Below are 21,284 nucleotides of genomic sequence, written 5' to 3'. Positions count from 1 at the left end.
AGTGATTCGCGCAAACAGCCGGTTAAGCGGCAAACAGAATGCAACACTACACTAGAGGGACAGCAAGCCACTGCCAAGACGCAACTGCATCTGGATCGCTGCCTGACTTGCCGGAATTGCGAATCGACCTGCCCGTCCGGCGTCGAATATGGACGGCTGCTGGATATCGGCCGCAAGGTGGTTGACGATCAGGTGCCAAGATCCTTGGAACAGCGCGTCACCCGCAACGCATTGAAGCAATTATTGCCGCGCCAATGGCTGTTTACGCCAGCGTTAAAAACCGGTCAGATGTTGCGCTCCTGGTTGCCGCAAAAACTGAAAAATAAAGTTCCGGAAAAGCAAGCCGCCGGCCGCTGGCCGCAGCGCCGGCATGCGCGCAAGATGCTGCTGCTCGATGGCTGCGTACAGCCGGCGATGGCGCCAAATATCAACAGCGCTGCCGCACGGGTATTGGATGCGCTGGAGGTTGAGGTGTTGATTGCAGCGAAGGCCGGCTGTTGCGGCGCGATCCGGTATCACCTGAATGATCAGGATGGCGGCCTGGATGATATGCGTCGCAATATCGATGCATGGTGGCCGTACGTCGACGCTAGCAATGGGCAGGAAATCGAGGCGATTGTGATGACCGCATCCGGTTGCGGTGTCACCGTCAAAGAATACGGTCACTTATTGGCCGGCGATGCCGCCTACGCCGAAAAAGCCAGGAAAATATCCGCGCTGACGCGCGATCTGAGCGAAATCCTGCCTGCGTTCGAGACCCAATTGCTCGCCAAGCTAGGTGGAAAAATCAGCAAGCGCGTCGCCTATCATCCGCCCTGTACTTTGCAGCACGGTCAGCAGATACGCGGCAAGGTCGAGGGCTTGTTACGTAGCGCCGGTGTCGACGTGCAGCTGTGCGCCGACAGCCATTTGTGTTGTGGTTCGGCGGGGACTTATTCAGTGCTGCAGCCGGAACTGTCGTATCAATTACGTGACAACAAATTGCGTAATTTGCAGGCGACGCAGCCGGACATGATCGTGTCGGCGAATATCGGATGCCTGACGCATTTGCAATCGGGCACGGCGACGCCGGTGCAGCACTGGATTGAGTTACTGGATCAGGCGCTGCAACAGCCGCCCGAACAGGTGTAGTCCGATTGTTTAGCGGGGTCCTCAACTAGCTTCTCGACCTCCGAAATCAAGGGCTTGATGCGATTGCCCGGACTGTCCACCTACCCATATTTGACAGTCCGTCGAACTTGCGGTCGCGCAGGCGTCACCTCCGACGAATTCGAGTGCCCGACCCGGCGGCTCTCGGCGATCCAAAGTACTCACTGTAACGGCGCAGGCTCGACAGCTTGCGCATCATTAAAATAAAAGGAGACATTATTATGGTTTGGAGTCAGGTCTACGATCCGCTTGGGAACATTTGGTGGTCTGCATTGATGGCAGCGATCCCGGTGGTGGTGATGTTGGGATGCATCGCGTTTGGACACATGAAGGCCCACTATGCGGCCGCATTAGGCTTGGGAAGCGCATTGCTGGTCACCATCTTTGGCTTCGGCATGCCGGCCAGCCTGGCTTGGAACGCCGCCGGTTTCGGTGCTGCTTTCGGTCTGTTGCCGATCGGCTGGACCGTGCTCAACATCATTTTCCTGCATCAACTCACCATTGAGAACGGCTCGTTTTCTGTACTGCAGGACAGTCTCACCGGGATCACCGGTGACCGCCGCATTCAGCTATTGCTAATTGCCTTCTGCTTTGGTGCGTTCTTCGAGGGTGCTGCTGGATTTGGCACGCCGGTCGCTATCACGGCCGCGATCATGATCGGCCTTGGATTTTCCCCACTGGCGGCTTCGGGCTTGTGCCTGATCGCCAATACGGCACCGGTCGCCTACGGTGCGCTGGGCACCCCGGTCATTGCGCTCGCAGCCGTGACCGGCATCGACCTGATGCAACTTTCCGGCATGATCGGCCGCCAGTTGCCACTGTTCTCGCTTTTGGTGCCGTTCTGGCTGATCTGGGCCTTCGCAGGATTTCGCGGCATGATCCAGATTTGGCCCGCGATCTTGGTCGCCGGATTGAGTTTTGCCATTCCTCAGTACCTGGTATCAAATTTTCACGGGCCGTGGCTAGTTGACGTGGCTGCCGCGATTGTTTCAATGGTGAGCCTGGTATGGTTCCTGAAAGTCTGGAAACCGAAAAAAATCTGGACCTCCACCTCGCTCAAGGGGCACGAGACCGATTCCGGCACGCCGGACCTGGACAGTGAAAAGCCGCACGGCCACGAAGCCGACGCTGCTGCTGCCATGTTCAAGAAACACGACCGGCACGCAGTGATCATGGCCTGGATGCCATGGGTGATCCTGACTACTTTCGTATTCATCTGGGGGATTCCCGGCTTCAAAAACTGGGTGGATGGCATTTCTATCTTCAAGATTCCTTTCGCTGGTCTACACAACCTGGTTGAGAAAGTGGCTCCGGTCGTTGCCAGCCCCCGCAAGGAAGCGGCAATTTTCACACTCAATTGGTTGTCTGCCACGGGAACAGGGATTTTACTGGCTGCCGTGATTGGCGGCTTGATGATGAAATATTCGCTGCGCGACCTGATACGCATCTACGGCCGCACCATCTGGCTGGTGCGCTACTCGCTGCTCACCATCGTGTTGATGCTGGCGCTGGGCTACCTTACGCGTTATTCCGGCACGGATGCGACACTGGGACTGATGTTCGCTCATACCGGAATGATGTACCCTATTTTCGGCACGCTGCTTGGCTGGCTCGGGGTGGCACTGACCGGTTCCGACACCGCAGCCAATGTACTGTTCGGTGGTCTGCAAAAGACTACCGCGGAGCAGTTGGGCTTGAGTCCGGTACTGATGGCGGCGGCCAACAGTTCTGGCGGCGTGATGGGCAAGATGGTGGATGCGCAGAGCATCGTCGTCGCCAGTACCGCAACGCGCTGGTACGGCCATGAGAGTGAAATCCTGCGCTTTGTGTTCTTCCATAGCCTGGCGTTGGCGGTATTGGTAGGGATCTTTGTATTCTTGCAGGCTTACGTTTACCCATTCACGGCGTTAGTGTATTAAGGAAGCGGTCGATTGGGGCGCGATGGAATCTTGAGTGGTCGGCAATAATCGCCAGTTTGAAGAGCTATTGTGAAATCATGATCAGGAGTAATCTCGCCCGTGCTTGGGTTTGACTCATAATCCGTTGTGCCGTGCTCGACTCACGGGCGGCTCACCAGAATTTTGAAGGAAAATAAAATGGTTACAGGCTTCTGCTTGTAGCCATTTTTTATTGCTGCGCAAGTCATCAAGGTGCTACATCGCACGCGCGCAGAATTGATTGAACAATGCACGGCAATACGCCAGCTACTCATCTCGATCAACCTGCAGTTCCTCGATTGATCGACAGATATTGCTCATCAGCATTGATACACATTGTTGCAATCGTTACAGCTATGTGGCAGTCGCACGAGCAAGTGAGGCGTTATATACAAACATTCCTCCACGAGAGCCATCATGAAAAAATATCTCACTGTCGCGACCGTTGGTTTAATCGCGAGCGCCGCAGTTGCGTTAGGTACCGCACCGTCTGCAATGGCACGCGATCGCGTCGATTGGTCGGTGAACGTTGGCTTGCCGGGTTACTACCAGCCACAAGAAGTCTATATGCCTCCACAAGTGGTGTATGCGCAACCTCAACCGGTTTATGTCGAGCGGGCACCGGTGGTCGAGTATTACCAACCTAATGAATTTCGCGAGCGTTATTGGCGTGAACGAGAATGGCGGAAACAACAGTGGCGCGAACGTCGTGAACACCACCGGCATCATGACGACGATGATGATCAATGAAATTTGAGGCCGGAAATACAGTGTTGAGAACAGCCGGCGAATAGTCACAACCAACGAATGGAAAACGATATGAAAAAACAGTTTGCAATGGTCGCCACAATTGTTGCCGCCACCACTATCCTCGGTGGATGTGCGAGCCCCAATTACTATGCGCCGGCGGCTGCACAGAATTATCCTGCCCCTGCGCAGCCATATGTACAGCCAAATTCACAGCCGTATTCACAGCCGTACTCACAGCCATACGCCTCATCGCCGCAAACTTACTCCCGCTACGGTGTCGTCGATTCCGTCCAGACGGTGCAAACCAGCGATCGTGCCAGTAATGGAAATGGCATTGGTGCAGGCGCCGTGCTTGGCGGAGTAGTCGGCGGGCTGATCGGCAACCAGGTTGGTGGCGGCAGAGGACGGGCCGTGGCAACAGCGGCTGGTGCCATCGGTGGCGTATTGGTCGGGAATGAAATGGAGCAACGCAACAACGTCCAGGTACGAAACAGGTATCAGATAGGCATATTATTGGACGACGGTACTTATCAAACCGTTACGCAGGACAGCATGTCGGACTTGCGTGTTGGAAATCGTGTTCGCATCGAGGGTGAGCGGGTCTATCGTTATTAGATGAATAGTCATCACTCGATATCATTCTGTCCGCACAATCATCGCCTGAGTAGTGCCTGGCGTCGCCTGCGCATCGGATCCTTCGAAAGGAACCAGCCATGAAAGCGAAACGGTTCACACTCACATGTCTGCTATTCATGGCGGCTGCGCTGTTCGGCACAGCGGTGCTGGCCGATCCGCCCGGGCGCGTCGGGCGATTGTCGTATATATCCGGACCGGTCTCGTTCGCGCCGGCTGGGCTCGATAATGAATGGTCGCTGGCGCTGACTAACCGACCGGTTACCACGGGCGATCATCTATGGTCGGACCAAGGCGGACGGGCCGAAGTCCATATCGGTTCCACGGCGATACGCTTGGGCGCGCGCACCAACGTCGATGTGTTGAATCTAGACGGCCGCACGACGCAGTTGCGGATAGTGCAGGGCACACTCAATGTTCGGGTGCGGCACCTCGCGCGCGATGGCTTGTTCGAAATCGATACGCCCAGCGCCGCCGTGCTCGTACAGCGACCGGGCAACTACCGCATTGACGTCGATCCCAATGGACAGCAGACCACAGTCAGTGTGCGTTCCGGCGACGTCAACGTGAGCGGGCCGAACGCGAACTTCCTGCTCCACGACAACCAGCAGGCCACGCTCTTCAGCGACTCCCCCGACTACGAGCTGACGCGGCTGCCGCCCTTGGACAGCTTCGATCGCTTTTGGCTGGCGCGTGATCAACGCCAGGATCGGGTTCGTTCGTTGCACTATGTTCCGAACGATATGACCGGCTACGAAGACCTCGACACTTACGGTTCGTGGACCACGGTTTCCACGTATGGCACGGTGTGGTATCCGTCGCGCGTCGCCGTGGATTGGGCGCCTTACCGCGACGGACGCTGGATGTGGGTGGAGCCTTGGGGCTGGACCTGGGTTGATAACGCGCCGTGGGGCTTCGCGCCGTTCCACTACGGACGTTGGGCCTACATACAGGGCCGCTGGGGCTGGTGTCCGGGGAATATAAGGGCGCGTCCGGTCTATGCTCCCGCGCTGGTAGCGTTCGTCGGCGGATCGGGCGTCAGCGCCTCGATTTCAATAGCCAGCGGACCGGTAGTGGGCTGGTTCCCGTTGGGTTACCGCGAAGCATACGTGCCGTGGTACTCGGCGTCGCCAACTTACGTGCGTCAAGTCAACGTGGCGAATGTGACCAACGTCACCAACATCACGAGCATCACCAATGTGACCAACGTTACCAACATCAATTATGCGAACCGCAATGTTCCTTCCGCCATCACAGCGGTTCCCGGCGCGGTGTTCAGGCAATCCAGAATGATTGCACCGTCGATGCTGAAAACGCCGGCCGTGCAAGAACTGGCGCGTGCCCCGGTCATCCACGGCGGTGCACCGATCGCACCGGTCCAGCAGAGCCTGATCGCGGGACCAGCCACCGTGCGACCACCGGCAACGGTGACGAGTCGTCCGGTCGTCGCAATCAATACGCCACCCCTGCGTCCAGCTCCGTTCGCGGCGCGTCAAGCGGAAATTGCGAAGCAACCAGACAAACCATTTCAAGTCACGCCGCTTCCGCTTCCGCCTGCGCCGGCAACAAGCGCCTCTGGTGCGGCGCCCGCGCCCGGTGCCGCGCCGAGTGGCAAAGCGCCGTCGATCGCTGGTACGCAAGCGCCGGTGCGAATGATCCAGCCGCCGCATGCAGGGAATCCGCAGCCTGCCGTGCAATCCAACGCGGGACGTCCGCCGGAAAGTCGCGCCATGCCTCAGACTGGACCAACGCCAGGCCAAGCGCCGGCCGGAGTGCCATCTCGGCCGCCTGAAGTCGTTGCGCCCAAGAGTGCCGCGGGGACGCCTGCCAACGCGCCGCATCCGCCCGACCCCCGTCGCCCGCAAGCGGAAGAACGCGCTCGCCCGGCTGTGGTGCCGGGCCAGCCGCCGGCAATGAAGGCGCCCGAAGTACCCCGTGCGCCGCAAGCAGAGGAGCGTGTGAAACCCAGTGCAACGCCGGTCCCGCCGCAACCCGGGCGACCAATCGAAGCACCGCGTCCGCCGCGGACCGAGGAGCGTACGCAGACGATGGGGCAACCGGCACAACCGCCGGCAATGACGGCGCCCGAAGTACCACGCGCGCCGCAAGCCGAGGAGCGTGTGAAACCGGGTGCAGCGCCGGTCCCGCCGCAACCCGGGCGACCAATCGAAGTGCCGCGTCCGCCCCAAGCGGAAGAGCGCGTTCGTCCGGGACCATCGATTACGCCACAAGCGCCACAGAACGTGCAGCCACCTCTGCCACGTCCCCGTGAGGAAGTGAGGCCACCGCAGCCGCAACATCCGGTGCCGCCGCTGCGGGTAGAGGAACGTGCGCGACCCGCGCCCCCCCCACCCCAGCCGCCGCATCCGGAAGTGCAGCAAGCCCCAACTCCGCAGGGGGTGCCTCCGCCGCCTCCACTGCGTGAACAGGGCAAGCCGTCCGAGCGGCGCCGTCCGCCTGAGAAGGACAAAGAGAAGGACAAACAGAAGCAAGAAGAAAATCGCTGAGCTGAGCTCGCACGACGGCTGCGCAGCGACGTGCCGCCGTTTTGTTGTTTCAGGTTTGCCGCGCATTGCTCCGCCGTGCGCGGCGTTCGCGCCGCGTGCGCGCCACGCGAACACTTCACGTTCGCGCACCGTCAACCCTACAGCATCGCACGCGCCTCCTGCTGGAGCACCTAACTGTTCAACGCGATCCATGGCCACGACAGCGCAAGACTTACCTGAGCACATTGCCGGGGCTCTTTTTCGGCAGAAGCCCTTCGGCCTTCCTACCTGCCGTGCACCGTCAACCGTTAGCCAGACGGCGCGTGTTCGGCGCCGATCCTCAAATCGCTTGAGTATTGTCAATAACAAAAGTTTTCAAATAGACCACACTGATCTGCAACGATTCATTTCTACCTTGACGGGACAAGCATGCATAGCCCGAGGCATGGTCGATCGAACTGTTCCATCTATTCGATCCGTTGCAGCCATCGCCACTCGGTCCATGGCGCGTTAGCGCACGGTTATAGCAAGAGCTGGTCGTATGACGTTTTTGCAATAAATTGATTTTTCGGCGTTCGAATACAGACACCAAGAAGCGTGCCGATTCCATGCTAGTTTTTGATTAAATTCCGGGTGCGTCATCCTTTCGTCATGCAAGGACGGGCGCAGCCGCCAGGAAAGGATAAGCCATGACTGTTGCAACGGACATCACCATCGTCGGCGCCGGTCCCTACGGATTGTCGATCGCCGCCCACTTGCGCGAGCGGGGCGCAAATTTCCGCATCATCGGCAGCCCCATGCAAAGTTGGTTGCGCAAGATGCCCAAAGGCATGCTGTTGAAATCGGAACCATTCAGCTCGACGCTGTATGATCCTGGCAGCACCTTTACCCTCCGCCGATTTTGCAAGGACCAGGGGCTTCCCTACCAGGAAGTGGGCCTGCCGGTGTCGGCAGAGACCTTCTCGTCGTATGGCATCGCTTTCCAGAAGCATCTCGTGCCGGAGGTAGAAGACACGCATCTCGTCGCGCTCAAGCGATGCTCGGCGGGATTCGATCTGTCGATGGCGGACGGGATGTCGTTTACCACGCGCAAGGTGGTACTCGCCACGGGTCTCGATTCTTACCGGCATATTCCTGAGCCGCTCGCGCACCTGCCGCGGGAGCTGCTCACGCATAGCGCCGACCATCACGATCTGGAGCAATTCCGGGGGCGGGACGTGGTGGTCATCGGCGGCGGTTCGTCCGCAATCGATGTTGCCGCATTGCTGCACGAGGGCCAGGCCAATGTCCAAGTGATTGCGCGCAAGCCAACGATCAGCTTTCTTCCCATGGATATGCCGGCACGTTCATTGCTGCAGCATATCCGCGCGCCGATGTCGGGCGTCGGTCCCGGCTGGAAAGGGTTGCTGTGGACGGACGCTCCTTGGCTGTACCGGTATCTGTTCGACCATTTCCGCATTCGCACGGCGAAAAAATTTCTTGGGCCCGCCGGCGGATGGTTCATGGTGGAACGATTCTCGGCGGTTCCCCAGCTGCTGGGCTTCCAGTTGCTGCGAGCCCAGGCGATCAAGGGCCGCGTGGAGCTGCTGCTGGCCGACCTTGACGGCAATCATCGGCAGGTATCAACCGAACATGTGATCGCGGCGACCGGATATAACCCCGATGTGCGCCGCCTGTCCTTTTTAAGCCCCGAGATTGTCGAACGACTGCAGTTGATCGGACAAACGCCGCGCCTGTCTTCGCACTTCGAATCTTCCGTGGCGGGCCTCTATTTTGTCGGAGCGATATCGGCCACCAGTTTCGGACCGACCATGCGTTTTGTGGCGGGCGCCGATTTCACCTCTCAACGGATATTGAAGCATTTGACGCACCCCTCCAGGCGAGCATCGTTTGCCGTCCCGCATCAAGCCAACTCGATGCCAGGAACGGAGTGAGCCTGACGGGTTTTTTGGGGTATCGGAAGTCCACTCAAACTGAATGATGCAAAATAACTCCGGTCGCGCATGGGACCGGGGGTTTGCATAAATACCTGTTGCTGGGTCTAGGAGCCTGTCGTACTTACGGGGACTTCAGTTAGCTTAAACTTTAGCTTAAACAGAACCATCCGGATCGCTGCTACTTGCCCGCATCGACACGCCGCAGCCAACTCTCGCGCCAAAACAGAATTTCATTGCGCGGGCAATTCTTGGTGCACGTGCCCGCGCAATTGACACCCTTCAATGCGACCGTATTGGTCAGGTTGACCATCTTGCCGCTTTGCTCGATGATGATTTTCTTGATCGGAAATTCGACCTGATAACGTCCGCCAATGTGTTGCGCCATGCTCGGCGTGAACGACAGTCCGCAGTTGTGGCCATTCGGATCGAGCTCTGCCTCGATCCCCTTCGATTCCTTGACATTGATCCAGCTGCCGGACTCAAGGTTGAGATCGCCCTTGCGCTTCTTCCCTTCGGCTCCGACCAAGGCACCAGGATCGCGCCATCCAAACACGCGATGGGTCAAGGTGCGGGTGACAATCTCCAGGAAAGCACCGATCGTCAACTCGCCGTGCGCAATGTCCCTGAGCCAAGGCGCAATATTCCAGCGCGACAAATTCTGTGTGGCATCGTACAACTCGGTCGATTGACAGATGTAGCGATCGCCACGCCGTGTCGGCAATCGCTCCGCGGCGCGGCGCACCTCATGCACAGTCGCCGGATCGATCGACGGCGGTTCCGCATCGTGGTCGGCCGGCTTCAGCCAGGCTTCCTTCCAGAACAACAGACAATTGCGTTGACAGCCGTCATGGAACTCGCCGTCGCAGCGCAAGTCTTGCAGAAACACCGTCGCTTTCATCCGGCGCATCCCATGTCCCGCAACACAGGTCTTGTCGGCACGCCTGAATACGCGCGCCCGGGTGCCGCAATACCGCGCCATTTCCGCTGAAAACGGCACGCCCTCAAACTTACCATCGGCGTCGAGCGTGGCGGCGATTTCAGCGTAGCTGCGCACCTGCACCCACTGATCGCGAAAGAAGCGGCCGGATTTCAGCGAGAATTTCATATTTTTCCCTGGCTCGGATGTCGGATGCGGTAGTCAGTCCGGACGCAAATGCTGTGACAAAAACCAACTTCCAACATTTTTTATCGGCACTGTGTTGGCGTCTTAGTAACGATACATTGACGCAGGTGAATGGATTGCATTTTGCGCGCGGTCAAGCATCCTCCTCAATCAAATGCATATACACCGCGCGGCTCAAAAATAAACTATATCGCCATCCAAGCGCCGTGCTCAATGGTCTATTTGGTTCAATCGCGGGTGGACTGCGGCCGTGTTCGACTTACGGGAGGCGCACCAGAAGACCTGGTACTGAAGCGGCTCTCAGCGATGAGGGCCGTTTTCCTTTTAGCGCAAGTTACATTGCTTACATTGGGGTTATGGGAGGTGCAACTTGCATCGCGTCACGTCGTTTTATCGGCCGTGGTGATCCTCTGGCAAGTGCGCAGACGGTAGTATCTCCGGGCCTTGGACACGGGACCGTTGAATGGACAATCGCATCAACAGTCTACGAGTGCCTGCGTGATTATTTGATTATTATCAAATAAATAATCATTATTTCCCACAATCATTAGTTAATAGGTTAAAACATTAACAAAAATAAAGGGAGGCTATATGTGCGTCTTTGTTAAAGGAAAGATAGTTGAGACCGATACCAAAATTTATGAGTTTTCCGATCAAAGTCTGGCCGAGAAATTCATTAACTGCCTGGTTAACATGGACGAAAATTCTTCCTGCAAGCAGGTACCAGCGGTCACCATCACCGCAAAACCTGGTAATCCTTTTTCTAATCTTTGGGCGAAGGTGTCCTATGTTTTCCAGCAGGCCTCGGGTCGCGTAACCTGAGCTGCGGGTCCTGTCGTTTGCTTAGGCCCGGTTATTTTTTTCCACACTGTCCGGGTCCCAAGCAGCGCCACAGCCGCATCATGCCGAGCGGGAAAAATCACCGGGTGCCACCGTCCCGCCCACTGTCGCGGATCGCGGCGGCGCCGGATACAACCAGCAAAACACCAGCGTCGCCGCCGCACCGCCCAGCATCTGCGCAGCAATGAAACCCGGTGCGTCGGCCGGCCGGATACCGGCGAAGGTATTGCTGGCGGCGCGTGCCAGCGTGACCGCCGGATTGGCAAATGAGGTCGATGCGGTGAACCAGTAGGCGGCGGTGATGTAGGCCGCCACGGCGAACGGCGTCAGTGCCGGACGGCTGCGCGAGCAGCCGATGATGACTGCCATCAATCCAAACGTCGCGACAAATTCGCTCCACCATTGTGCGGCGCCAGTGCGTACATGTGCCGATGCCGAGAACAGCGGTTCGCCAAACATCAGGTGCGCCGCCGCGACGCCGGCAAAGGCACCGACCACTTGCACGGCAATGTACGGCGCGACCTCCGATCGTGGCAGATTGCCTTGCCAGCCTTCGGATAGCGTCACGACCGGATTGAAATGTGCGCCGGAAATCGTGCCGAACATCAGAATCAGCGCCACCAGACCGGCGCCGGTCGCGATCGCGTTGGCCAGCAGGGCGATTGCGACATTGCCGCCGGCCAGGCGTTCGCCCATGATGCCGGAGCCGATCACTACCGCCAGCAACAGCGCGGTTCCCAGACCTTCGGCCACCAAACGACGTGCGATTGTCATAGCGGAGCGTCGCCTATCTGTTGCAGTTGTTGTTTGATCGCTTGCTGATCCAGTTGATCGATTGGCAGGCCGACGAAGCGGGCGATCCGGCCCTGAATCTGCCTGAAAACCTTGTCGAAGGCGGCGCGCTTTTGTTCGTCGCTGCCGGACGCCGCTGCCGGATCTTCAAAACCCCAGTGCGCCGCCACCGGATGCCCGGGCCATACCGGACAGGCTTCGCCGGCGGCGTTGTCGCACACCGTGATGATGAAATCCATCTGCGGTGCATCGGGCAACGCGAATTCGTCCCAGGTTTTGCTGCGCAGTCGGTCGGCAGGATAGTTCAGCGCGCTGGTTTTTTCGACCGCGAACGGATTGACCCTGCCGGTGGGCTGGCTGCCGGCACTGTAGCCCTGGAAGCGGCCTTGGCCCATGCTGGTTAGCAGGGCTTCCGCCATGATGCTGCGGGCCGAATTGCCGGTGCACAGGAACAGTACATTGATAACTTTTTCGGACATCTGACGCTTTCGTGATCAGCAGCAGCTGGAAGGTTTCGGGTTGGCGCCGGCGCTGGGCGTGCAGCAGGAGTTTTCTGCCTTGATGGCGGTCGCGGCCGACGGCATACAGCATGCTGCCTTCTCGGTGTCGCCGCTGTCGGCAGCGCCAAATACCGGGATGTCGGCCAGCGTGTGGAAGGTTTCCCACGCGATGCCGGACGGATCGGTGACCCAATACTTGTCCGATCTTGCGTAGCAGCAGGCCACGTCCGCTTCCTTCTCGACACCCGGCTGCAGCGATTCGAGCCGGGATTGCATTTGCTTCAACTCGGTCTCGGATTCGACCTGGATGCCAAGGTGGTTCAGGCCGACATCGGCGCCACGCCGGGAAATCGCGAAATTCACGCGCGGATCGTCCAGCATCCATTTGGCGTAGTCCGTTTTCTGAACGGTCGGTGCGGCGGCAAACATGCCGGAATAAAAACGAATGCTGGCGGCCAGATCGTCGACCGACACATGCAGGTGCAGACGCTTCATCAGTTCTCTCCTTTGGTTGGCTTGCAGGCAGGGGCGCAGGCGGTGTCGCAACGGGCGCCGCCACAGCAGTTTTCAGTCAGGAAGCCCAGCAACGCATTCATCGTCGCAAAATTGGCCGCATAGATGATCGAGCGGCCCGCTGGCGTCGCGTTGACCATCCCCGCATACGCGAGCTCTTTCAGATGGAACGACAGCGACGACGGCGCGATATCGAGCAGTTCGGCAATTTTGCTGGCGGCCAGGCCGTCGGGACCGACTTGCACCAGCAGCCGGAATACCGCGAGCCGCGATTCCTGGGCCAGCGCCGCCAAGGCGGTGAGAGCGTTCTTTGTTTCCATAATTCGATAATAGTCGAATTATGGAAATTAGCAAAGGATTTTTGGACTGGTGAACAATATCGGACCAGCTGCGCATGATGTTCGATGTTCACGCACCGCCGATCCGCTTGAACGATTAAACGCGATCGACCGGGTCGCGATCGACCGGGTCGCGATCGACCGGGTCAAGCCCGATCAGGCCCGCTCAAACGCCCAGCACGTAACGCTCGCTCTTGATGCGCCAAGTCGCGAAACAGATGGCCACGGCCGTGCCCAGCAGCGGCACGCCGGCGGTCAGCACGAATGGCACCAGGCCGATGGCCTGGCCCTTGGCGACTTCCAGCAGCAGGGTCTTGTTCGCCAATACCGGCACTGCATACATCCAGGTCGCGGTATTCAGATCCAGCATCGGCACCACGAGCACCGGCAGCATCGGCAGCAGGATCGCAAAGCTCATCATGGTCTGCGCTTCCTTGAACGATTTTGCATTCATCGCCAGCGCGATTTCAAACGCGGCGGCAAACAGACAGAGCGGTATCGATACCGCGATCACCATCAGCATGCTGGGCAGGCTCAGACGCCATGACATGCCGAGTTCTTCCAGCGGCATCCACTTCAGGATGAAATGGGCGACCAGCAGCTCCAGGGTCAGCCCCAGCACCGAAACCAGCGCCGCGGCCATCCATTTGCCGGCCAGCAAATCGAACGGGTGTACCGGTTGCGCCATCAGCAATTCCAGCGAGCGTCGCTCGCGTTCTCCGGCGGTGGAATCCATCGCCGTATTCATGCAGAAAAAGAACGCGGTCGCAAAGAACATGCCGAGCAGGGCGCCGGCGAAACCGGCCGAGCGCGAGCTGCTGGTCGCGGTGTCGAACTGTTCGATCTGGATCGGCGCCAGCGTGGCCGGCGATACGCCATGCGCCAGCAGACGGGCCCCGGCGATGCTCTCGTTATAGCCGCGCAGGATGGCTTCGATGCGTCTCAGCTTGTTTTGCTGCTCGGCTGCCGAGTCGTACCACAGTTCGATTTTCGCCGGCCGCATCTCCTTGTAGTTGTCGCTGAACTGGTCCGATACCTTGACCACGGCGACCTGCGTGCGCTCCTTCAGCAAATCGGTGATGGCGCTGTCGGACATATCGCCGCGCTGGTTGACGGTGACGTTCCTTTGCGTCAGCCGCGTCACCAGGGTCGGCACTTGCGCGCCGCCGATCACGACCAGCTCGACGCTCTCGCGCTCCGTCTTGCCCGCCTTGTCGATCAGGTTGTGCAGGACCGACCACAATATCGCCGGGTACATCACGACGAACAGCAATAGCAGCACCAGCGCGCGGCGGTCGCGCATGGCTTCCTTCAATTCCTTGTGCAGGACGACAAAAAATGCGGTTCTCATAGGGCGATTCCCTCTTCGGTACCCACCAGGCTGACAAATGCATCTTCCAGATTGGCGATGCCGGTCCGTTCGCACAGTTGCTGCGGCGAGCCCTGCGCCACCGTCTTGCCCTTGGCGATCACGATGACGTCATCGCATAGATGCGTCACTTCCTGCATCACGTGGGTTGCCAGCAAGATGCAGCAGCCGTCGTGGCGCAGCGTGTCGAGTGCGCGGCGCAGCGCGCGCGTGCTCATCACGTCCAGCCCGCGGGTCGGTTCATCCAGCAGCAGATGGCGCGGCTGGTGCAGCAGTGCGCGCGCCAGCGCCACCTTCAGCCGCTGGCCTTGCGAGAATTCCTTGGCGCGGCGATCGATGATGTCGTCCATCGCGAGCATGCCGACCACGTCGTCGGTGCGACGCTTGATGGCGGCCGTATCCATGCCATGCAATTGCCCGAAATATGCCAGATGCTCGCGCGTGCTCAGACGTTCGTACAGGCCGACCTGATCGGTCAGGAAGCCGATGCTGCGGCGCGCCTTGAGCGGCTCGCGCGCCGGGTCGACACCGTCGATCGCGATGGCGCCATGGTCGCGCTGCAGCAGGCCGACCAGCAGCCGCAGCAGCGTGGTCTTGCCGGCCCCGTTCGGGCCCAGCAACGCGGTGGTGTGGCCATCGGCCAGCGTGAAATTGACGCCGGCCAAGGCCTGTACCTGGCCGAATCGCTTCCGTACTTCATCGACTTGTATCATCGCTAACTCTCTGGTTGGTTGGCGTTATGTTGGCTTCAGGTTGGCGCCAGGCTGGCGGCATCACGGATGCGGGCCGGCTGCGCCGAGCTGGAATGACGGCCGCGAAATATCGGCCAGGCATTGCGCCTGCAATGCTTGTTGCGGCTGATCGAGAAATTCACGCAGCAGCCGCGGCGCGCAACCGAGCTGCGATACGCCGTGGCCGGCATTCGCGACCACGAACGCCTGCCCGTGCGGCATGTGTTTGCGGGCGCTGTCGGCGCGATACGGCGGCGTTACCGGATCGAGTGCGCCGGACAGCAGCAGTACCGGCATGTGCAACTCGCTCGGCTCCCGATAGGTAATCGCCGGTACCTTCACGTACTGGCACCAGCCGGGGATCATCTTGACTTCCGCGCCAGCCAGAAACGAGCTGCGCTCTTCCTCTGCCACGATCTGCGGCGTCAGGCGCGACAGATCTTCGGCGCAGGTCACCGCCAGCATCAGGCCGGTCGCCATGCCGCCGACCGCAAAATCACTGCTGCTATACATCTGCGCCAGGAACGGCCGCCAGTTGCCTTTTTCTGCGGCATCGATCAGGAACGGCAGGCGGCTGCTGCTGGTCGCGGAATACAACGCGGCGCGCACGGTCTGCACGAAATTGACTGGCTCCAGCTTCATGTGCATCGGCCGCGCGCTGCGCGGATGGGCGAAGTCGAGTGTTACCGCGCCGCCATTCACGCGTTTCAGCAAGCTGGCGAACTGGCTCGGCAGCGCCGGATAAGCTGCAGCGCACGCAGCATCTTCATGGCAGCGCTTGAACACCGCATCGAGCGAGGCCTGCGCGTCCTTGCCCCAGGCAAATATGATCTGCTCCGGCGCGGCCACACCGTCCAGTATCATCGAGCGTACGCTGGCAGGAAACAGTCTGGCGTACGCTTGGCCAAGTCGCGTGCCGTACGACGCGCCCCACACATTGACGACCGGATAGCCGAGCGCAACGCGGATCTGCTCCAGGTCGCGCGCCGAATTTTCGGTGTTGTAGGCTGCGAACGGTTTGTGCAGGCTGCGCATGCAGTCTGCCACCACTTTTCCCTGCTCGTGCTCCGGCAATTCGGTGGCCGTGCGCTCGCTGTCGCACGACAGCTTGCCGGAGCGCCCGGTGCCGCGCTGGTCGATCAGCACGATGTCGCGCGTCGCGCGCGCCTTGCCAAACGCGATGTCGAGTACCTGCAAAATATCGCTGCCGGCCTGACCCGGTCCGCCCGCCAGCACGAATACCGGATCGCTCCTGGCCAACTCCTTCAGTGCCGGCGCCAGCGTCACATGCAGGCCCATCTTGGCGCCGTCCGGATGCTGGTAATCGACCGGCACCGGCACCGTGACGCAGCGCAGCGGCTGATCGTAGCCTGGCAGGTGACAGCTGCTGCCCTGTTGGCTGGCGGGTGCGGCAAACGCACCGGCCGACAGTGCGGACAGCGCCAGCAATTTCACGAGCAGAGCGAACGAATGCTTCACGGTGACGACTCCCAATGTTGCAGAAAAAAACAAATACACGACAGGTAATATTTCCTGATTGCATGGTACTGGTTGGCCGGCAGTTGTTGTGGGGAATTTTATACTCCCGTGATGCCGACCTAATGGCGCATGTAATACTTGCGAAGTATTAAGATACTGCCAATAATTATAGAATTGGCTGGTGAGGGGAGCGAACCGCGATCGCGGTCCGCCAGGAATTCTGCCGACCGCATGCGCGCCGTTGGTCCTGCGTGATTTCCAGCGTGATTATCTGTAGATTGCAGCGGCGTGTTCTGAAATAATGTGCACTGATCACAAGGGGCGCGGCGTTTGGAATGATCCGACGTCGTTCAGTTAAGATGAGCATCCAGCCGCGGTATCGTCCAATCCCACAATACGTCCAGAAAGCGCGCCATGCATAAAAAAATTCCGCTGCTCATTGCCGGCCTGCTGCTGTCTTCCGTTGCGCTGGCCGATACCGTCGGCTGCGTCACCACCGCGTGGAAACTGATCGGCGCCAACCACAAAGTCTGCGTCGACGCCTTTGACGATGCCAAGGTGCCGGGTGTGACGTGCCACGTCAGTCAGGCCAGGACCGGCGGCGTCGCGGGCTCGCTGGGTTTGGCCAAGGATCCGTCGCAATTTTCACTGGCCTGTCGCCAGACCGGACCGATCACCTTGCCGGCCAAGCTGGCCAAGGAAGAGACTGTATTCAGCGAAGACACGTCCTTGCTGTTCAAGGAAACCCGCGTGGTGCGGCTGTGGGACGAGACCCACAAGACGTTGGTCTATGTCGCGATCAGCCGCAAGCTGATTGACGGTGCGCCGGCCAACAGCATCTCGACGGTGCCGGTGATGCCGTGGCGTGCGCCGTAACTCGGCGGGGCTTGAATACCTGCAGCAGCAAACACCGCGCGCCTGTGGGCGCTGGCGGGATTGCGCTGCCGTTGGGCCAGCACCAGAGCAGCAACGGAATTTGGTGCCATTCATTGATTGCAATAAAAGCAGCCCCTGGATGGTCTGCGGCCCCGATTTATCGGTGCCGGGGAGCGGCCAGATTTAAACTGTATAATGCCGCTGGAACCGAAGTGTTCCGAATTTGCTCCAAATAACAGTCAAAAACACCACAAACCACGCCAACGCGTGATCTTGAGGCGGCCGGAAACGACGGCCGCGCCTCAACACTCACCAGTGCCATTACTTATATATGCCGGAAACACAGCCAGTCACGACGCTATCCATTCCGCCAGCCGTCCGTTTTGAAGATTTCGGGCTTGCGCCCGATATTTTGCGCGCGCTTGCCGATCAGGGTTACATCCATCCAACGCCGATCCAGGCCGAGGCGATTCCTATCGTATTGCAGGGTCGCGATGTGATGGGTGCGGCGCAGACCGGGACCGGCAAGACCGCCGGCTTTGCGCTGCCGATCATTCAGTTGCTGCTGGCCAAAGCCAGCAACAGCGCGTCGCCGGCGCGCCATCCGGTGAGGGCGCTGATCCTGGTCCCGACGCGTGAATTGGCGGTGCAGGTCGCGGAAAACGTGAAGGCATATTCGCAGCACACGCCGCTGCGTTCGCTGGTCGTGTTCGGCGGCATGGACATGGCGCCGCAAACGGTGGCCTTGCGCGCCGGGGTCGAGATCGTGATCGCGACCCCGGGCCGCTTGCTGGACCATGTGCAGCAAAAGACCGTCAGCCTGGCGCAGACCGAGATTCTGGTGATGGACGAAGCGGACCGCATGCTCGACATGGGCTTTTTGCCGGACCTGCAGCGCATCATCAACCTGTTGCCGAAACAGCGGCAGAACCTGATGTTCTCGGCCACGTTCTCGCCCGAGATCAAGAAGCTGGCATCGACTTTCCTGCAAAACCCGGTCACGATCGAAGTCGCGCGCAGCAATGCGACCGCCGATAACGTGACGCAGATCGTGTACAAGGTCGAAGAAGAAGCCAAGCGCGACGCGGTGTCGCACATCATCCGCGAGCGTGGCCTGAAGCAGGTGCTGGTGTTTTCCAACACCAAGATCGGTGCGTCGCGGCTGTCGAGCCATTTGGAGCGGGAAGGCGTCAAAGCCACCGCGATCCATGGCGACAGGTCGCAGCAGGAACGGATGGCGGCGCTGGAAGCGTTCAAGCAGGGCACGATCGAAGTGCTGGTGGCGACCGACGTCGCCGCGCGTGGCCTCGATATTACCGAGCTGCCGTGCGTGATCAATTTCGATCTGCCATATAACGCCGAAGACTATGTGCACCGGATCGGTCGTACCGGTCGCGCCGGCGCGTCGGGCGATGCGATTTCGCTGTATTCCGACAAGGATGAGCGTCTGCTGATCGATATCGAAAAGCTGATCAAGCACAATATCGCGAAACTGGACATACCGGGCTTTGTCGCCCCCAGCCGTGGCAGCCGCCGTGTCGGCAGCGAGCGCGGCGGTGAACGCAACGACCGAAGCAGCGCGCGCCCGCGCCGTGACGACGGTGACTCGCGCTTGTCTCCGTCCCCCTCGTCATCCTCGTCTCCTTCGTCATCATCCTATCAGCAGCGCGGTTCGGCCGAGCGTAGTTCCTACCGAACCGGCTTCGTGCCGCGCCAGGACAAAGTCGATCCGTGGTTCCTGAAACCGTACGAACCATCGGTTGCCGCGGTACCCGCCAGCAACCGCGACCAAGGCAATGCCGCACTACCCGGTGCTGCAACGGCGGACAAGCCGCAAAAGAATCAAGTCGCCGCATTGCTGGGCGGCAGTCCAAAGCGCGGCGGCTAGTCCCCGAACCGCTTGCTCCAGGCCGCAATCGCCAGCGGCCAGAATTGCGCAATCGATTCCACAGCGTCGATCGTCAGGCCGAGAAATCGCGCCGCCGATTGCAATTCCGCCAGACCGTGCGCCAGGTTCAGGGCCGCCGCGCCGGTCTGCTTTGACAGTTTTTCTCCCGCCTCATTGACCATTACCGGCATGTGCAGATAGCGCGGCGTCGGTACGCCCAGCAGGCGCTGCAGATGGATCTGGCGCGCCGTTGAAGCGAGCAGGTCGGCGCCACGCACGACGTGCGTAATCGCTTGCTCCGCGTCATCGACCACGAACGCCAATTGGTAAGCCCAGAAGCCGTCGGCCCGCTTCAATACGAAATCGCCCGACTCCATGGCCAGGTGCTGGCTCGGCGGCCCGTACCACCGGTCCGTCCAGCTGATGCAGTCGTCACCCTCATCGGGCACCCGCAGACGGAAAGCGCGCGCCACCTTGCCGGCCGCCAGACCATGGCGGCAAGTGCCCGGATAGACTGCGGCGCCGTCGAACGCTATGCTCAGCTGCGAGTCGGCGATTTCGCGCCGGCTGCAACCGCAGGCATAAACGGCGTGACCGAGGCGCGTCAGGGCGGCGCGATACAGTTCCTGACGCCGGCTCTGCCACACCACTGCGCCATCCCATCGCATATCCAGCGCCCGCAGCGTCTGCATGATCGCTGCTGCCGCGCCGGGCACGGTGCGCGCTTGGTCGATGTCCTCGATCCGCAGCAGCCAGCGGCCGCGGTGCGCCCTGGCGTCGAGATAGCTCGCCATGGCGGTCACCAGCGAACCCCGGTGCAAGGGGCCGGTGGGGAGGGGGCAAAACGTCCGATGTAATCTTTCATGGTGGCTGCTGCGGAATTTTGCGCAAGGATTATGCCTGATTTCGGGTCACTGTTTGCGGCGTGCAGCCATCCGCATCAGAGCGCCGGATCGAGACCCAGCAGGCGGCGCTGGGTGACCGGATCGGCCAACTGGGTCAGGAACCATTTCATCCCCTTGCCTCGCGCGGCGCTGCTGCGCCACGCGTACTGACTGGCCGCGCCGGGCCTGGATTCGATGGTCTTTTTTTCGATCAGGCGGCCTGCCGCCAGATGCGGCGCGGCCAGGATCCGCGGCAGATGCCCGCAGCCGAGGCCGGCCAGTTGCGCCGCCAGCTTGTCGTTGATCGATGGCACGGTCAGCGTCTCCTGGCCGCTCAGCAGGCCGGCAGTCATGCCCGGCCCGTTGCGGCTGGTGTCGCCGACCGCGACCGCACGGTGGCGCTGCATCACATTCGCGGTCAGCGGCTCCGGTTCGCGCGCCAGCGGATGCTCGGGTGCGACCGCATAAATCCATTCGATTTCGCCCAGCGCCCGGGTCTGGAACTTGCCGCTCATCTGGATCAGGTCCGGCCCGCCATAGCCGGCGCCGATCGCCAGATCGGCGGCGCCGGACAGCAGCGATTCCCAGGTTCCGCCCAGCACCTCATAGGAAAAGCGCAGTCGGGTGCCGGCCGCTTCCCGATCGAAGGCGGCGATCAGCGGCAGCACGTGTGCGAACGGAATAATACCGTCCAGCACGATCCGCAACTCGACTTCCCAGCCGGTTGCGGTGCGCTTGACGCGCTGTTCGAGCTCCTCTGCCAGGTGCAGCAGATGGCGCCCTTCGGCCAGCAATTCCTGGCCGGCCGCCGTCAGCTTGGCGCGGTGGCCGCGACGATCGAACAGCAGCACGTCGAGGTCGCCTTCCAGCTTGCGCACGCTGTAAGTCAGCGCCGACGGCACCCGGTCGAGCGCGGCCGCGGCAGCGGCAAAGCTACCCTTGCGGTCGATCGTGTCGATGATCTGGAGCGCTTCAAGAGTCAGGTTCATGGCAGAGTTCTTATTCAAATAATTTCAATAATTTATCCGAATTCAGGACCTTTTGCTGAACCGGATCAAC

18 protein-coding genes and 1 pseudogene are annotated in these 21,284 nt (G+C 60.1%); 9 read left to right on the top strand and 10 right to left on the bottom strand.

Translation table 11 applies throughout. The features are described 5' to 3' along the window. The 6 genes from glcF to ACFOFO_RS25460 all read left to right on the top strand — a co-directional run. The coding region (gene glcF, locus ACFOFO_RS25485) for a glycolate oxidase subunit GlcF (protein ID WP_390333402.1) at positions 1 to 1,131 on the top strand (1,131 nt) is incomplete at its 5' end. A gap of 239 nt (positions 1,132 to 1,370) precedes the next feature. Beyond that, on the top strand, positions 1,371 to 3,068 hold the full coding sequence (locus ACFOFO_RS25480; RefSeq protein ID WP_390333400.1) for an L-lactate permease: 1,698 nt from the start codon (positions 1,371 to 1,373) through the stop codon (positions 3,066 to 3,068). Positions 3,069 to 3,503: 435 nt separating this feature from the next. Then, positions 3,504 to 3,836 (top strand): hypothetical protein, encoded by a 333-nt coding sequence (locus tag ACFOFO_RS25475; protein WP_390322635.1) that lies wholly within the window; start codon positions 3,504 to 3,506, stop codon positions 3,834 to 3,836. Between the two features lie 69 nt (positions 3,837 to 3,905). Then, complete coding sequence (locus tag ACFOFO_RS25470) at positions 3,906 to 4,451, top strand: outer membrane lipoprotein (protein WP_390322636.1); 546 nt, start codon at positions 3,906 to 3,908, stop codon at positions 4,449 to 4,451. Between the two features lie 98 nt (positions 4,452 to 4,549). Beyond that, on the top strand, positions 4,550 to 6,976 hold the full coding sequence (locus tag ACFOFO_RS25465; RefSeq protein ID WP_390333399.1) for a DUF6600 domain-containing protein: 2,427 nt from the start codon (positions 4,550 to 4,552) through the stop codon (positions 6,974 to 6,976). A 668-nt stretch (positions 6,977 to 7,644) separates the two neighbouring features. Continuing rightward, positions 7,645 to 8,889: an NAD(P)-binding domain-containing protein gene (locus tag ACFOFO_RS25460; protein WP_390333397.1), complete on the top strand. Its 1,245-nt coding sequence runs from the start codon at positions 7,645 to 7,647 to the stop codon at positions 8,887 to 8,889. Positions 8,890 to 9,070: 181 nt separating this feature from the next. On the opposite strand, the gene ACFOFO_RS25455 is transcribed toward ACFOFO_RS25460, so the two are convergent. Beyond that, positions 9,071 to 9,997: a hypothetical protein gene (locus ACFOFO_RS25455; protein WP_390322640.1), complete on the bottom strand. Its 927-nt coding sequence runs from the start codon at positions 9,995 to 9,997 to the stop codon at positions 9,071 to 9,073. Between the two features lie 609 nt (positions 9,998 to 10,606). Here ACFOFO_RS25455 and ACFOFO_RS25450 point away from each other — a divergent pair. Further along, on the top strand, positions 10,607 to 10,837 hold the full coding sequence (locus tag ACFOFO_RS25450) for a hypothetical protein (RefSeq protein WP_390322641.1): 231 nt from the start codon (positions 10,607 to 10,609) through the stop codon (positions 10,835 to 10,837). Positions 10,838 to 10,915: 78 nt separating this feature from the next. Here ACFOFO_RS25450 and ACFOFO_RS25445 read toward each other — a convergent pair whose 3' ends face one another. From ACFOFO_RS25445 to ACFOFO_RS25415, 7 genes are all read right to left on the bottom strand, one after another. Then, positions 10,916 to 11,629 carry an aquaporin gene (locus ACFOFO_RS25445; RefSeq protein WP_390322642.1) on the bottom strand — a complete coding sequence of 238 codons (714 nt, stop codon included), beginning with the start codon at positions 11,627 to 11,629 and terminating at the stop codon, positions 10,916 to 10,918. Then, complete coding sequence (locus ACFOFO_RS25440; protein ID WP_390322643.1) at positions 11,626 to 12,126, bottom strand: arsenate reductase ArsC; 501 nt, start codon at positions 12,124 to 12,126, stop codon at positions 11,626 to 11,628. The genes ACFOFO_RS25445 and ACFOFO_RS25440 overlap by 4 nt, the downstream gene beginning before the upstream one ends. A 15-nt stretch (positions 12,127 to 12,141) precedes the next feature. Next, positions 12,142 to 12,642, bottom strand: a complete 501-nt coding sequence (locus tag ACFOFO_RS25435; RefSeq protein ID WP_390322644.1) for an ArsI/CadI family heavy metal resistance metalloenzyme — start codon at positions 12,640 to 12,642, stop codon at positions 12,142 to 12,144. Then, positions 12,642 to 12,980: an ArsR/SmtB family transcription factor gene (locus ACFOFO_RS25430; RefSeq protein WP_390322645.1), complete on the bottom strand. Its 339-nt coding sequence runs from the start codon at positions 12,978 to 12,980 to the stop codon at positions 12,642 to 12,644. The genes ACFOFO_RS25435 and ACFOFO_RS25430 overlap by 1 nt, the downstream gene beginning before the upstream one ends. 184 nt (positions 12,981 to 13,164) lie before the next feature. After that, complete coding sequence (locus ACFOFO_RS25425) at positions 13,165 to 14,349, bottom strand: ABC transporter permease (RefSeq protein ID WP_390322646.1); 1,185 nt, start codon at positions 14,347 to 14,349, stop codon at positions 13,165 to 13,167. Continuing rightward, on the bottom strand, positions 14,346 to 15,080 hold the full coding sequence (locus ACFOFO_RS25420; RefSeq protein ID WP_390322647.1) for an ABC transporter ATP-binding protein: 735 nt from the start codon (positions 15,078 to 15,080) through the stop codon (positions 14,346 to 14,348). Before ACFOFO_RS25420 ends, ACFOFO_RS25425 begins: the two co-directional genes overlap by 4 nt. 60 nt (positions 15,081 to 15,140) lie before the next feature. Beyond that, positions 15,141 to 16,577: an alpha/beta fold hydrolase gene (locus ACFOFO_RS25415; protein WP_390322648.1), complete on the bottom strand. Its 1,437-nt coding sequence runs from the start codon at positions 16,575 to 16,577 to the stop codon at positions 15,141 to 15,143. A 414-nt stretch (positions 16,578 to 16,991) separates the two neighbouring features. Between ACFOFO_RS25415 and ACFOFO_RS25410 the strand changes: the two genes are divergently transcribed. After that, positions 16,992 to 17,453 carry a CreA family protein gene (locus ACFOFO_RS25410; protein WP_390322649.1) on the top strand — a complete coding sequence of 154 codons (462 nt, stop codon included), beginning with the start codon at positions 16,992 to 16,994 and terminating at the stop codon, positions 17,451 to 17,453. Positions 17,454 to 17,784: 331 nt separating this feature from the next. Beyond that, positions 17,785 to 19,341, top strand: a complete 1,557-nt coding sequence (locus ACFOFO_RS25405; protein WP_390322650.1) for a DEAD/DEAH box helicase — start codon at positions 17,785 to 17,787, stop codon at positions 19,339 to 19,341. Here the strand turns inward: ACFOFO_RS25405 and gluQRS are convergent. Both gluQRS and ACFOFO_RS25395 read right to left on the bottom strand, forming a co-directional pair. Further along, positions 19,338 to 20,206: pseudogene (gene gluQRS / locus ACFOFO_RS25400) on the bottom strand (tRNA glutamyl-Q(34) synthetase GluQRS). The gene ACFOFO_RS25405 and the pseudogene gluQRS sit on opposite strands and share 4 nt — an antisense overlap. 75 nt (positions 20,207 to 20,281) lie before the next feature. Next, complete coding sequence (locus ACFOFO_RS25395) at positions 20,282 to 21,214, bottom strand: LysR substrate-binding domain-containing protein (protein ID WP_390322651.1); 933 nt, start codon at positions 21,212 to 21,214, stop codon at positions 20,282 to 20,284. Positions 21,215 to 21,284: the final 70 nt, after the last annotated feature.

The sequence above is a fragment of the Pseudundibacterium arcticum genome, from assembly GCF_042646465.1.
In the GTDB taxonomy this organism is placed as follows: Bacteria; Pseudomonadota; Gammaproteobacteria; order Burkholderiales; family Burkholderiaceae_D; genus Undibacterium_A; species Undibacterium_A arcticum.
The sequence above is the reverse complement of the archived record's forward strand: the minus strand, read 5'-3'. Positions and strand labels throughout refer to the sequence as shown.